General features: G+C 68.8%; 13 protein-coding genes. 5 read left to right on the forward strand and 8 right to left on the reverse strand.

Annotated features, from left to right (window positions below):
* Nucleotide 1 precedes the first annotated feature (1 nt).
* Nucleotides 2-1072: a winged helix DNA-binding domain-containing protein gene (locus AC4FS2_RS02040; protein WP_491153961.1), complete on the forward strand. Its 1071-nt coding sequence runs from the start codon at nt 2-4 to the stop codon at nt 1070-1072.
* 54 nt (nt 1073-1126) lie between these two features.
* Here the strand turns inward: AC4FS2_RS02040 and AC4FS2_RS02045 are convergent, their stop codons facing one another.
* Nucleotides 1127-2566, reverse strand: a complete 1440-nt coding sequence (locus AC4FS2_RS02045) for a helix-turn-helix domain-containing protein (RefSeq protein WP_491153959.1) — start codon at nt 2564-2566, stop codon at nt 1127-1129.
* Between the two features lie 113 nt (nt 2567-2679).
* Between AC4FS2_RS02045 and AC4FS2_RS02050 the strand changes: the two genes are divergently transcribed.
* On the forward strand, nt 2680-4575 hold the full coding sequence (locus AC4FS2_RS02050; RefSeq protein ID WP_491153957.1) for a phosphoenolpyruvate carboxykinase (GTP): 1896 nt from the start codon (nt 2680-2682) through the stop codon (nt 4573-4575).
* Between the two features lie 196 nt (nt 4576-4771).
* On the opposite strand, the gene AC4FS2_RS02055 is transcribed toward AC4FS2_RS02050, so the two are convergent.
* The 5 genes from AC4FS2_RS02055 to AC4FS2_RS02075 form a co-directional block, all read right to left on the reverse strand.
* Nucleotides 4772-5140, reverse strand: a complete 369-nt coding sequence (locus AC4FS2_RS02055; protein WP_491176297.1) for a nuclear transport factor 2 family protein — start codon at nt 5138-5140, stop codon at nt 4772-4774.
* Between the two features lie 69 nt (nt 5141-5209).
* Nucleotides 5210-5401, reverse strand: a complete 192-nt coding sequence (locus AC4FS2_RS02060) for a hypothetical protein (RefSeq protein WP_491176298.1) — start codon at nt 5399-5401, stop codon at nt 5210-5212.
* Nucleotides 5371-5697 carry a MerR family transcriptional regulator gene (locus AC4FS2_RS02065; protein ID WP_491176299.1) on the reverse strand — a complete coding sequence of 109 codons (327 nt, stop codon included), beginning with the start codon at nt 5695-5697 and terminating at the stop codon, nt 5371-5373. The genes AC4FS2_RS02060 and AC4FS2_RS02065 overlap by 31 nt, the downstream gene beginning before the upstream one ends.
* Nucleotides 5698-5728: 31 nt before the next feature.
* Nucleotides 5729-7612 carry an ABC transporter ATP-binding protein gene (locus tag AC4FS2_RS02070; RefSeq protein ID WP_491153951.1) on the reverse strand — a complete coding sequence of 628 codons (1884 nt, stop codon included), beginning with the start codon at nt 7610-7612 and terminating at the stop codon, nt 5729-5731.
* Between the two features lie 23 nt (nt 7613-7635).
* The gene (locus tag AC4FS2_RS02075; protein WP_491153949.1) at nt 7636-7851 is read right to left on the reverse strand and encodes an AsnC family protein; all 216 of its coding nucleotides are present in this window, start codon (nt 7849-7851) and stop codon (nt 7636-7638) included.
* Between the two features lie 125 nt (nt 7852-7976).
* On the opposite strand from AC4FS2_RS02075, the gene AC4FS2_RS02080 reads away from it, so the two are divergent.
* The 3 genes from AC4FS2_RS02080 to AC4FS2_RS02090 are packed head-to-tail and all read left to right on the forward strand — an operon-like array spanning nt 7977 to nt 10605.
* On the forward strand, nt 7977-8918 hold the full coding sequence (locus AC4FS2_RS02080; protein WP_491153947.1) for an ABC transporter ATP-binding protein: 942 nt from the start codon (nt 7977-7979) through the stop codon (nt 8916-8918).
* Complete coding sequence (locus AC4FS2_RS02085; protein ID WP_491153946.1) at nt 8915-9790, forward strand: ABC transporter permease; 876 nt, start codon at nt 8915-8917, stop codon at nt 9788-9790. Before AC4FS2_RS02080 ends, AC4FS2_RS02085 begins: the two co-directional genes overlap by 4 nt.
* Nucleotides 9787-10605: an ABC transporter permease gene (locus AC4FS2_RS02090; protein WP_491153944.1), complete on the forward strand. Its 819-nt coding sequence runs from the start codon at nt 9787-9789 to the stop codon at nt 10603-10605. Before AC4FS2_RS02085 ends, AC4FS2_RS02090 begins: the two co-directional genes overlap by 4 nt.
* Nucleotides 10606-10667: 62 nt before the next feature.
* Here AC4FS2_RS02090 and AC4FS2_RS02095 read toward each other — a convergent pair whose 3' ends face one another.
* Nucleotides 10668-12113, reverse strand: a complete 1446-nt coding sequence (locus tag AC4FS2_RS02095; protein WP_491153942.1) for an MFS transporter — start codon at nt 12111-12113, stop codon at nt 10668-10670.
* 88 nt (nt 12114-12201) lie between these two features.
* On the reverse strand, nt 12202-12552 hold the full coding sequence (locus AC4FS2_RS02100; RefSeq protein ID WP_491153940.1) for a Fe-S protein: 351 nt from the start codon (nt 12550-12552) through the stop codon (nt 12202-12204).
* Nucleotides 12553-12857: the final 305 nt, after the last annotated feature.

Here is a 12857-nt window from a genome sequence, read left to right on the forward strand (position 1 = left end):
TATGAGTTCTGCGGTCCTCGAGCGCCGGCTCCGCTCGCACCGCCTGTCGGCACCGACGGCGTCGGTGGTGGAAGCGGCGGATCATATGCTCGCCGTGCAGGCCCAGGAGTTCTGGGGTGGCCGGTGGGCGCTCGGGGTCCGCGCGCGCGGCACCCCGACGATCCGCGCCGTCGACGCGGCGTTCGAGCGGGGCGACGTCGTGCGCGCGTGGCCGATGCGCGGCACGCTGCACATCGTCCCCGCGCGCGATCTGGCGTGGATGCTGTCGATCACGGGTGAGCGGCAGCTACGACAGGCCGCTCCCCGGCACCGCGACCTCGGGCTTGATGCGGGCGACTTCACGCGAGCCGAAGCTCTGGCACGCAGGGCCCTCGCCGGCGGCGGCAGGCTCACCCGGGCGGACTTCACCGCGATGCTGGCCACCGGAGGCATCGATCCCGCCGGTCAGCGCGGCATCCATGTGCTGCACGTGCTCGCACTCCGGGGGGTGATCGTGTCGGGGCCGGTGGTGCCCCGCGCCGGCGGACCGTCCCGCGAGCAGTACGTCGTGCTGGCCGACGAGTGGATCCGTGATCCCCGGACACCCGCAGACCCGCTCGCCGAGCTGGCGGCGCGTTTCGTCGCCTCGCACGGTCCGGCCGGCGCGCGTGACCTCGCGTGGTGGACCGGGCTACCTGTCGGCATCGCCCGCACGGCGATGGCGCGGGCGGCGGGACGCATCGTCGCTCTCGAGGACGGCCCGGATGCGCCCCACGTCACGGTCGGATCGGCACCGCGGCGGGCAGCATCCGCGCCTCGCGTGCTGGCACTTCCGCCGTTCGAGGAGTACTACCTCTCCTACGCCGACCGCACCGTGCCGTGCGCCCCGGAGTTCCTCGACGCCGTCGGGCCGAGCAAGAACGGCATCGTCCGGCCGATCCTGGTCGACGAGGGGCGGGTCGTGGGTGTGTGGACGCACTCCCTCGCGGTCGGCCGCCACGACGAGGACCCGCTGCCGGAGCTCTTCGCCCCGACCGATCCGGATCAGGTCGCGGCGGCGCTCGCCCGCTATGCCGCATTCGTCACCGGGTGAGCATCACCCGCTGAGCACCACCGGCACGCAGGGTGCGTGAATGCGGTTGGCTCGTCAGCCGGCGTGGCGTTCCAGGAACTCGAAGACCTCGTTGTCGTCGACGCCGGGGAAGTCGCCCCGGGGGAGCGGGGAGAACATGTGCATGTGCACCCGGGCGCTCGGCCAGGCCTTGCCGCCCCACCGTGCGGCCACCTCGGCCGGTGGCCGGCGGCAGCATGACTCGTCCGGGCAGTGGGACTCCGCCCGCTGCTGGGTCTCACGTCCGCGGAACCACTTCGCATCGTCGAAGGGCACGCCCACGGTGATCGAGAAATCACCGTCCGACGTCGACCCCGTCTGCGTCGAGCACCAGAACGTGCCCGCGGGGGTATCGGTGTACTGGTAATGCTCGGTGGTGCGGTTCTGCTCCGAGAATGCCCGGCGGGCGGAGAACCGGCGGCACGCGACCTGGCCCTCCACCGAACCGGTGACATCGGTGGGAAGCGGCAGGTCGTCGTTCTCGTAGACGCGGGAAATGGCGCCCGACCCGTCCACGCGCAGGAAGTGGAGCCGGATCCCCAGGTGCTCGGTCGCGAGGTTGGTGAGCCGCATCCCCGCCGCCTCGTGGGTGACGCCGAACGCGTCGCGGAAGTCCTCCACGGCGAGGTTCCGGTCTTTCTTGGCCTGTTGGAGGAAGGCGACCGCGTTCGTCTCGGGCATGAGGCAGCACGCGGCGAAGTAGTTGATCTCCAGTCGCTGCTGAAGGAAATCGGCGTAGTCGTTGGGGCGTTCGTGGCCCAGGATGCGGTGGGCCATCGCCTGCAGCGCCATCGAGCGCAGGCCGTGGCCACCGGGGATCGAGGCGGGGGGCAGGTAGATGCGGCCGTTCTCGAGGTCGGTGACCGAGCGTGCGGAGTGCGGCAGGTCGTTGACGTAGATGAGCTCGAAGCCCAGCTGCTCGGCCATGATGCCGACCGTCCGGTGGGTGAGGGCGCCCGACACATGCCCCGCCGCCTTCAGCTGCTTCTCGGCGAGACGCTCGATCTCGGGCAGGTAGTTCGCGCTCTCGCGCATGCGCAGTCGCAGCTCGGTGTTCGCCCGGCGGGCTTCCTCGGGAGTCGCGATGGCCTCCCGCTCCCGTCGCTGCAGCTCGCGATGCAGACCGAGGATCGACTCGAGGGTTTCGTCGCTCACACCCTTGGTCACCTTGATAGGCGGAATCCCCAGCTGACGGAACACGGAGCCCGCCTGAGCGCGCTCCAGCTCGATCTCCAGGGCGGCGCGACGGTTCGGCGGCTCCGTGGAGAGGAGATCGGAAACTTCGGTGCCGGTGGCGCGCGCGATCTCCTGCAGCAGGGAGAGCTTCGGCTCGCGCTTCCCGTTCTCGATGAGGCTCAGCTGACTGCCCGCCACGCCGACGAGGGCACCGAGCTCATCGAGGGTGAGCCCGGAGGCAAGGCGGTGATGGCGGATGCGGTGACCGAGGGTGGTCAGCTCGATCGCGGGAGGGGCCATTCCTTGATGTTAGCGAAAGAATCGCGACTCTTGATGCCACCTTCCCGGGTAAAAGGAGTCCCCAGCGCGCCAAAGTGGAACAAGACACCCGTTCTGAACATGAAGGAGCGTCCATGGCTCTCGCCGAAATCCACACCAGCCGTCCGACCGCGGTCCGCGCATCCGACGGAGCACTGCGTCGCTTCGGAAAGCGCCCCGACGTGCGCGGCGCCGGCATGGACGCCCTCGTGGCGTGGGTGGACGAGATCGCCGCGCTCACTCAGCCCGACCGCATCCACTGGGTCGATGGGTCGCGTGCGGAGAACGAGGCCCTGCTGCGCCAGATGGTGGACGAAGGCAAGCTGCTCAAGCTCAACCCGGAATGGCGGCCGGGCTCGTACCTGGCGCGCTCGCACCCCGGCGACGTGGCGCGACTGGAGTCGCGGACCTACATCGCCTCCGAGCTCGAAGAAGATGCCGGCCCGACCAACAACTGGATCGCGCCCAAGACGATCCGCGGCACCCTCGATGAGGTTTTCGAGGGGTCGATGCGCGGACGCACGATGTACGTCGTGCCGTTCTCGATGGGCGCCGTGGGCGGCCCCCTCTCGCACATCGGCGTGCAGGTCACCGACAGCGCGTACGCGGTCACCTCGATCGGCGTCATGACCCGCGTCGGACCCGACGTGCTGCGTCGCATCGCGGAGGGCGACCCGTGGGTGAAGACCGTGCACTCGGTCGGCGCTCCGCTGGCGCCGGGCGAGACCGACGTCTCGTGGCCGTGCAACGACGAGAAGTACATCGTCCACTTCCCCGACACTCTCGAGGTCTGGTCGTTCGGCTCCGGATACGGCGGCAACGCGATCCTCGCCAAGAAGTGTTTCGCACTGCGCATCGCGTCGGTGATCGGCCGCGACGAGGGATGGCTCGCCGAGCACATGCTGCTCATCCGCGTCATCGACCCCGCCGGTCGTGCGTACCATGTCGCCGCAGCGTTCCCGTCGGCGTGCGGCAAGACCAACCTCGCGATGCTCCGCCCCACCATCCCCGGCTGGCGCGTCGAGACGCTCGGCGACGACATCGCCTGGATCCGTCCAGGACAGGATGGACGCCTCTGGGCGATCAACCCCGAGGCCGGGTTCTTCGGTGTGGCGCCCGGCACGGGCGAGTCGACCAACGTGACCGCGGTGGAGACGCTGTGGGGCAACACCATCTTCACCAACGTCGCGTTGCGCCCCGACGGCGACGTGTGGTGGGAGGGTCTGACCGACGACGTCCCGCCGCACCTGACCGACTGGGAGGGCAACGCGTGGACGCCCGACAGTGGTCGCCCCGCCGCGCACCCCAACTCCCGGTTCACCGTGGCTGCCGCGCAGTGCCCGCAGATCGCGACCGACTGGGATTCTCCGGAGGGCGTGCCGCTGGATGTCATCTTGTTCGGCGGCCGTCGGGCCACCAACGTCCCGCTCGTGGTGGAGGCCACGGACTGGACGCACGGCGTCTTCCTGGGCTCGACGATCTCGTCCGAGAAGACCGCTGCCGCCGAGGGAACCGTCGGCGAGCTGCGTCGTGACCCGTTCGCGATGCTGCCGTTCTGCGGCTACAACATGGCCGACTACTTCGGCCACTGGCTGAAGGTCGGGCAGCAGCTGCGGTTCGACCGCGCCCCGCGGATCTTCCAGGTGAACTGGTTCCGCAAGGGCGCCGACGGCCGGTTCCTGTGGCCCGGATTCGGGGAGAACTCTCGCGTGATCGACTGGATCATCCGACGCATCGACGGAGGCGCCGGCGCGGTGGAGACACCGATCGGCCGCATCCCGCGCGTGCAGGACCTGAACCTTCATGGCCTGGACATCCCGCAGGCCGACCTCGATGAGCTCTTCGCGGTCGACCCGGATTCGTGGCTGCAGGAGGCCGACCTCACCGAGGAGTTCTACGCGACCTTCGGCACCCGCATCCCCGCCCCGCTCAAGGCCGAGCTGGCGTCGCTGCGCTACCGCCTGAAGGCCGCGAAGGCCGCGCAAGCCTGAGGCTCGCCGCATCCGCCGAGAAACAACATCCCGGCCGAGAAACAACGCATCGCGTGCTGTCTCGGCCGGGATGTTGTTTCTCGCGCCGGGGGGACGCGGTCTAGGACTGCGTGGGGGCGAGCTCGAGGCCGAGTTGGCGCATCCACTCGACGTTGTCGTACGCCACCCACTCCTCGGCCAGCTTGCCGTCGGCGTTTTAGCGGAACATGTTGATCAGCGACAGCGTGACCGTCTTGCCGTGCGGCTGGACGGTGCCGAACGGGGTGGCGAACGGCGCGGTGAATGTGCCTCCCATCTCGGTGCGGCAGCCGATGAAGTCGCCGGCGGAGACGATCTCGTAGCGCTCGCAGTAGTAGCCGCTGAAAGATTGGCGCATCTGAGCGAAGGAGGCCTCCAGTTCCGCGAACTCCGCGTCGCCGTCCGGGCCGTGGAACTGGAAGTCCGAGCTGAAGTAGGCCCGCAGCGCTTCAGGGTTCTCCTGGGCGATGGCTTTCCGGCCGACGTTGACGAGGGCGCGGGAGCGCTCGTCGTAGCGCGTGTCGTCGGGCTCGATGAACTGGGACATGGTGGCATCCTCCGAATCACTCGTCGGCGGGTCTGGTGACCGACACGGTCATAACCTAGAAGCTGGAGTTCACTCCAGGTCAAGGCGTCCGCGCCGTGCGCCGCGCCGACTCGTCGACGGGGCAGGATGCGAGACGCCGAGGAAGGCGTCGTCCCTCCGATCGCTGACGAACAGCTCGCACGCGGTTCCCCGCTGGAGCGCTTCGCTGTAGACCTGGACCTTGAAGGAGATCAGATCGAGCGCGTCCTGCAACTCGGCCATCTTCCGGCGGACATCGGCTCGTGCCGCCGGAGCATCTCCAGCCGCTCCGCCTCGTTGCCGGATCCGGCGCGTACGAGCGCGGCGTACTCGGCGACGCGGGCCAGCGGCATCCCGGAATCGCGCAACCGACGACACACGCCGATCCACTCCACGTCCTCCTCGGTGAACATCCGGCGTCCTGCGGAGCTCCGCTCCACGGTGGGCAGGAGATTCTCCCGCTCGTAGAAGCGGAGAGTGTCGGCGCTGAGCCCGGTTCGGCGGCTGACCTCGCCAATGCTCAGAAGATGCTGGGTCACGGTGACGTGCTCCTCTCGGGCCTGCGTCGGGTCACACCAGCAGCTGGTGCCGGGCGAGGTCGCGGTACAGGGGGGTGGATGCGACGAGCTCCGAGTGCGTCCCCGCACCCACGACCTGCCCGGAGTCCAGCACCACGATGAGGTCGCTGTCGACCACCGTCGACAGCCGGTGCGCGATCACCAGGAGCGTGCGCCCGGTCGCGACCGCATCGATCGCGTCCCGCATGCGCTGTTCGTTGAGCCCGTCGAGCGATGACGTGGACTCGTCCAGCAGCAGCACCGGGGGAGCGGCGAGCAGGGCGCGGGCGATCGCCAGGCGCTGGCGCTCCCCGCCGGAGAGCATGACGCCGTCTTCGCCGACGGGCGCATCCACCCCGAGCGGACTGCGTTCGAGCACGTCGCCGAGGTTCACCGCACGCAGCACGCTCTCGCATTCCGCGTCGGTCGCGTCCGGGGAGGCGAGCCGCAGGTTGTCCGCGATGGAGCCGGCCAGGGTCGGCGCGTCCTGCTCGACGTATCCGAAGCGCGCGCGCAGCGCGTCACGCTCCAGCTGCCGCGCGTCGACGCCGTCGACGAGGATCTCGCCGCCGGTCGGGTCGTAGAAGCGCTCCACGAGGGAGAGGATCGTGCTCTTGCCGGCTCCGGAGGGCCCGACCAGCGCCACCCGCGCGCCGCGCGGGACGGCGAAGGACACCCCGCGGAGGACGTCGCGATCGGCGTCGTCCGCGGCGGCGACCTCGTCGGCGGCACGTTCCAGGTGCGCCTGCTCCAACACTGCTCGTGCCTCTTTCGCGGCGGCTTCGCGGGCCTGGACCACGTGCGCGGGGTAGTGGAAACGCACGTCGCGGAACTCGATCGCCGGAGCGCCCGGATCCGGACGCGCGGCGGCGTCGGGCCGGTCATCGTCGGTCTCGGTGGGCAGGTCGAGGATCTCCTGGATGCGGCCGAGTGCGCCGAGCGCCTGGCTCACCGACGTGATGGCGCCCAGGGTCGAGCCCAGGGGAGCGATCAGGAGGAAGAGGAACATGATGAACGTGATGAGTCCGGCGATCTCCAGCGCGCCGGACGCGACGCGGAATCCGCCCACCCCCAGCACGACCAGGAGCGACACCTGCAGCGCGATGCCGGCGACCGGCACGACGAGCGCCGACACCTTCGCGATGCGCACGCCCACCCCGTAAGCCTCGGTCGCCAGTTCCGTCACCGAGGTCGTCTCGCGCTCCGTCGCGCCCGCCGCCCGCACGGTGCGGATGGAACCGACCGCGCGCTCGACGGCAGAGGCCAGCTCGCCGACCTTGACCTGCTGCTCGGTCGACGCCGTGCGGATGCGGCCGCTGAGGAGCACGACGGTGAGCACGGAGAGCCCGAGAACGAGCACGATGAGCGCCAGCAGCACGGGGTCTATCAGCGCCATGGCAATGAGCGCGCCGAGGAAGATGAGCACGTTACCCACCGCATCCGCGAGCCCCTGCGTGAGTACCGCATACAGCAGGGTCGTATCGGTGCCGACGCGGGAGACGAGGTCGCCGGTGCGGCGCGCGTCGAACTCGCTGATCGGGAGGTGCAGGATGCGGCCGATGAGTCGCCGCCGGCTGGAGTAGACGACGGCCGTGCCGGTGCGCTGGAGCAGGTAGTGCTGGTAGCCCGAGATCACCGATGACAGCACCACGAGCCCCACGACGAGCCAGATGAGCGCACCGAGGTCGAGCCCCTCCTGCACCCGCGCGATCACCTGACCGACCAAGAGCGGCTGCGCGAGCGTGGCGCCCGCGCCCAGAACGCTGAGGATCGCCACGACGACGAGCACACGACGGTGTTCGAGGAGGAACGGCAGGAGCTGCCGCAGGGTCGCGCGCGGACCCTCGGGCTGCGCGCGGCGGCCGCGGCGCGCGCGGGCGGGGGTTGAGGTCGACATAGGTGGTTCCTCATTCGGGTGGGTTACTTTCGACCGTACTTCTTGTGCACGGCCTGTTTGGTCACGCCGAGGGCTGCGGCGATGGCCTGCCAGGAGAATCCCTGGTGGCGGGCGCGGCGCACCTGCACTTCTTCTGCCCGTGCGAGCTCGCGGCGCACCTCGGCGAGGCGGTGCAGCTCGGCGATCGGCTCGGGGTCGGGCAGCGCCCCCAGTGCGGTGCGGATCTCGTTCCCGGTCATGGATTCCTCCTGCTCGCGGTCAACCGTAGTTGACGGCCAGGGCAAAGTCAATCAAGGTTGACAGTCTCGCCCCTCAGCCCACGACGACGATCATCGGTGTCGACGGCGGTGGATAGGGTGGTCCGGTGCCAGAAGCGGTGATCCACGCCAGCAACCTCGTCAAGGCGTACAAGGTGAAGGGCAAACCCGATTTCCTCGCGGTCGATGGGTTGTCCTTCGACGTCGCCCCGGGCGAGTCGTTCGGGCTGCTCGGACCCAACGGTGCCGGCAAGTCGACGACCATGAAGATGATCGGCGCTGTCTCCACGCGCACCAGCGGAGACCTCAGCATCCTCGGTCTCGATCCCGATCGCCATGGCCCGGAGATCCGCTCGCGGCTGGGGGTCGTGCCGCAGCAGGACAACCTCGACGGGGAACTGAACGCCCGGGAGAACCTCTACATCTACGGGCGCTACTTCGGCCTCCCCGGCAAGGTGTGCGCACAGAAGGCGGATGAGCTCCTCGCCTTCGCGCAGCTCGAAGACAAGGCCAAGAGCAAGGTCGACCAGCTCTCCGGCGGAATGAAGCGGCGGCTGACGATCGCGCGCGGTCTGATCAACGATCCGCGCATCCTGCTGCTGGACGAACCCACCACGGGACTCGACCCGCAGGCGCGCCATGTGCTGTGGGACCGACTGTTCCGCTTGAAGGAGCAGGGCACCACCCTCGTGCTGACGACGCACTACATGGATGAGGCGGAGCAGCTGTGCGATCGGCTCGTCGTCGTCGACAAGGGCCGCATCATGGCCGAAGGCACCCCGGCATCCCTCATCCGCGAGCACTCCAGCCGTGAGGTGCTCGAGGTGCGTTTCGGCTCGGAGCGCAATGAGCAGGCCGCCGCGGAGGTCCAGGGCATCGGCGACCGTGTCGAGGTGCTCCCCGACCGCGTGCTGATCTACGCGTCCGACGGTGAGGCCGCCCTCGAGCGCGTCACCGCCCTCGGCCTCCAGCCGATCACCTCGCTCGTCCGTCGATCGAGCCTGGAGGATGTGTTCCTGCGACTCACGGGAAGGTCGCTGATCGAATGACCCTGAGCCAGGCGCCCGGCGCGGGGGACGCGCGCCTCCACCCCTCGCTCGACGAGCTACGCGCCGAAGCCCTCGAGTGGGGGCGCAAGCCGCGTGCTCGGGGCTCGTGGTACGTCACCGAGCACATGGTGCGCGCGATGCGCGCGTACGGCTGGACGATCATCTTCGGCGCGCTGGGGCAGCCCATCCTCTACCTGCTGGGCCTCGGCGTGGGCCTTGCCGCCCTCATCCAGAGCGACATCGACGACGGCGGACAGCCGGTGCCCTATCTCGTCTTCATCGCACCCGCGCTGCTCATGACGGCTGCGATCGGCGTGGCGTCCGAGGAGTTCACCTACCCCGTCATGGCGGGGTTCAAGTGGCGCCGGTACTTCTACGGATTCAACGCGTCGCCGCTGTCGTCACCGCAGATCGCCAACGGGGTCATTCTCGGCGCCTCGGCCCGGATGTTCATCGCCGTCGCTGCGTACTACATCTTCATCTGGGTCTTCGGTGCGGTGCCGAACCCGGCCACGGGGTGGATCTCCATCGCGGTCGGCGTGCTGGCCGGCGTGAGCTTCGGCATCCCGCTCATGGCCTACGCCGCGTCGATCGAAGACGACAAGGGTCAGTTCGCGCTGGTCCAGCGCTTCATCTTCGTCCCGATGTTCCTCTTCTCCGGAACGTTCTATCCGCTGGCGAGCCTGCCGGATTGGCTGCAGTGGATCGGCTGGATCTCACCCCTGTGGCACGCGACCGAGTTCGGCCGGATGCTCACGTACGGCCCTCTCGAGCCGGCTGTAGCCACCCTCCATGTGGCGTACCTGCTGATCCTCGCCGTCGTCGGCTACGTGCTCGGCCGTCGCATCTTCGAACGGAGGCTGGCGAAGTGACGGCGGTTCTCGCGCCCGAAACCGGACGCCGCGGCGTCCGCGCCCTGTGGGCCGGCAATCCCCAGGCGGTCGTGCAGCGAGGGCTGCTCGCCGCCCGCTCGTCGAGCTGGATCGTCGTGCTCTCCGGCTTCTTCGAGCCGGTCTTCTACCTCGCGTCGATGGGCATCGGTCTCGGCTCCCTCGTCGGCGACGTGCAGACTTCCGCGGGTGTCGACGTACCCTACGCCGCGTTCATCGCGCCGGCGCTGCTGGCCGTGTCGGCGATGAACGGCGCCATCTACGACTCCACGTGGAACGTCTTCTTCAAGCTCAACTACGGCAAGCTCTACGAGGGGATGCTGTCTACTTCGCTCGGCCCTCTGGACGTCGCGCTCGGGGAGATCCTCTACGCGCTGCTGCGGGGGCTCCTCTACGCGACCGGCTTCATGATCATCATGCAAATCCTGGGCCTGAACCTCGCGCCGACCGCGATCCTGGCCCTGCCCGCGGTGCTGCTCATCGCCTTCGGGTTCGCGAGCGTCGGTATGGCGATCACCAGCTACATGAAGACGTTCCAGCACATGGACTGGATCACCTTCGTGCTGTTGCCCATGTTCCTCTTCTCGGCGACGTTCTACCCGATCACGGTGTACCCGCAGGTCGTGCAGTGGATCGTGCAGGCCCTGCCGCTGTGGCACGGGGTCGAGCTCATCCGCGGATTCACGACCGGAGCTCTCAATGCCGGGATGCTCTGGCACGTCCTCTATTACGTCGTGATGATCGCGGTCGGCCTGGTCTTCACGACCAAGCGGCTGCGCGCTCTCTTCCTGGACTGAACCCCCTACGACGACGGATGCCGCGGAGCCGAAGCCCCGCGGCATCCGCATGTCTGCCGAGGTCAGAGGGAGCCGGTCGCGCCCATTCCGATGTTCTCGCCGTAGTCGACGTCCTTCGTCTCCTTGGACAACGCCAGCGCCACGAAGGTCAGCACGGCGGCGCCGGTGAGGTAGACCCCGACCAGCCACGGCTGTCCGTCGGCCACCGCCCACAGCCAGACGGCGATGAGCGGCGCCACCGCCGCACCCAGGATCGACGACACGTTGTAGGAGATCGCGGATCCGGTGTACCGGACGTTGGTCGGGAACAGCTCGGGCAGCACCGCGCCCATGGGGCCGAACGTCGCGCCCATCAGCAGGAACCCGAGAATGAGGAACGCCTGCGTGAGAGCCCCGGTGAACTTGGGGTCGATCTGCGGGGAGAGGAAGACGTTGAACGTCAGGCCGAAGACGGCGATCGCGGCCGTGACCCACAACAGCAGGCGACGACGCCCGATCGCGTCGGCGATCGGCCCGGACAGGAGCGTGAAGATTCCGAAGAAGACCACCCCGATGATCTGCATGAGCACGAAGTCGGTGTAGCCGAACCCGAGGCCCGCGACGTAGGTCGCCGCGTCGAAGGGCTGCCCCGCCGCATCCGCCGCGGCCTGGGCAGCATCCGCCGTCGCCTTCGTCCCGTAAGAGAGCGTGAAGCTCGTCATCAGGTAGAAGAGCACGTAGGTGGCGAGCATGATGAAGGTCCCGAGGATCAGCTGCCGCCAGTGCCGGCGCAGCACCTCCCCGAGGGGGAATCGGCGCAGGGCGCCCTTCTTCTCCGCCTTCTCGAACGTCTCGGACTCGACCAGCTTCAGACGTACCCACAGGCCGATGATGACCATGACCGCCGAGAACAGGAACGGCACGCGCCATCCCCATGCCAGGAAGGCCTCCGAACGCTGGGCCGGGCCGTCGGGGTGGGGGAGCGCGAAATTGATGATGAGGAAGATTGTGTTGGCGATGATGAAGCCGATCGGCGCACCCAACTGCGGGAACGTGCCGTACCAGGCGCGCTTGCCGGGCGGAGCGTTCTCGGTGGCGACGAGGGCCGCGCCCGACCATTCGCCGCCGAGGGCGAATCCCTGGGCCAGGCGCAGGAACAGCAACAGGAGCGCTGCCCACCAGCCGATCTCGTTGTACGTCGGCAGCAGACCGATGATGAAGGTCGCGATGCCCATGGTCAGCAGCGACGCGACCAGCGTGGCCTTGCGGCCGAAGCGGTCACCGAAGTGGCCGAAGATCACCGCGCCCACGGGGCGGGCGACCATGGCGGCACCGAAGACCGCGAACGACGACAGCAGCGCCGTGGTGTCATCGCCGGTGGGGAAGAAGAGGACCGGGAAGACGAGAACGGCTGCCGTCGCGTAGACGTAGAAGTCGTAGAACTCGATGGTCGTTCCCACGAGGCTGGCCGTGATGACGCGGGAGCGCGGGTTGGCGGGGGCGGCGGTGACGGGGGCTGATGATGTCATGAGATGCCTGTCAGTGAGCGCGGTGAAGGGTGGGTGTGGGATGCGGGGCGGCGGGCGGGCATGAGGACGGGAGTGGGTGTGGTCGGTCTCACCACAGCACCGCGATGGCGGCGTTGGTGAGGGTGAGGATGCCGACGAGCCAGAACATGACCGGCGGCAGGGCGTTCGTGCGCCGTTGACGCGCCGACCCGATGCCCAGGAGCGCTCCGATCACGACGAGGATGACGAGCTTCACGCCGATCTTGACGTAGTTCAGGTCGCCGTCGATACCCCACGGCGCGGCCAGGATGAGACCGGCGACGCCGGCGATGGCGAGGCCCCAGTCCATGACGCGCGTGAACCGGACGCGGCGAGCTACCGCTTCGACGACCCATGACCCGAACAGCGTGGCGAACCCGACGAGGTGGATGAGGACGACGACGTGGCGCAGGATCTCCATGGCTATCACCGTAGGGGGAGCCCCGGCTCCGGCGCCAGGAAGGCACGCCTCAACCGCAACGGGGTGACGCTTCGTCTCGCTGCGCTCGCTCAGCGTCCGGGGTGCTGATCCGGGGTACCGGACCCTGAGCGAGGAGCGCAGCGACGAGACGAGGGGGCGACGCCGTGCGGGCGTGACGCTTCGTCTCGCTGCGCTCGCTCAGCGTCCGGGGCGCGGGCCCGGGGTACCGGACCCTGAGCGAGGAGCGCAGCGACGAGACGAGGGGTCGACGCCGTGCGGGCGTGACGCTTCGTCTCGCTGCGCTC

The organism is Microbacterium sp. Z10_103 (genome assembly GCF_058310455.1).

Excerpts from the sequence above, each read along its gene's own strand:
- AC4FS2_RS02070 (WP_491153951.1), bottom strand. The coding sequence starts at position 7,612 with ATGTCGACCTCAACCCCCGCCCGCGCGCGCCGCGGCCGCCGCGCGCAG.
- AC4FS2_RS02095 (WP_491153942.1), bottom strand. The coding sequence starts at position 12,113 with ATGACATCATCAGCCCCCGTCACCGCCGCCCCCGCCAACCCGCGCTCC.
- AC4FS2_RS02050 (WP_491153957.1), top strand. The coding sequence starts at position 2,680 with ATGGCTCTCGCCGAAATCCACACCAGCCGTCCGACCGCGGTCCGCGCA.
- AC4FS2_RS02075 (WP_491153949.1), bottom strand. The coding sequence starts at position 7,851 with ATGACCGGGAACGAGATCCGCACCGCACTGGGGGCGCTGCCCGACCCC.
- AC4FS2_RS02040 (WP_491153961.1), top strand. The coding sequence starts at position 2 with ATGAGTTCTGCGGTCCTCGAGCGCCGGCTCCGCTCGCACCGCCTGTCG.
- AC4FS2_RS02060 (WP_491176298.1), bottom strand. The coding sequence starts at position 5,401 with ATGGCCGAGTTGCAGGACGCGCTCGATCTGATCTCCTTCAAGGTCCAG.
- AC4FS2_RS02055 (WP_491176297.1), bottom strand. The coding sequence starts at position 5,140 with ATGTCCCAGTTCATCGAGCCCGACGACACGCGCTACGACGAGCGCTCC.
- AC4FS2_RS02085 (WP_491153946.1), top strand. The coding sequence starts at position 8,915 with ATGACCCTGAGCCAGGCGCCCGGCGCGGGGGACGCGCGCCTCCACCCC.
- AC4FS2_RS02045 (WP_491153959.1), bottom strand. The coding sequence starts at position 2,566 with ATGGCCCCTCCCGCGATCGAGCTGACCACCCTCGGTCACCGCATCCGC.
- AC4FS2_RS02100 (WP_491153940.1), bottom strand. The coding sequence starts at position 12,552 with ATGGAGATCCTGCGCCACGTCGTCGTCCTCATCCACCTCGTCGGGTTC.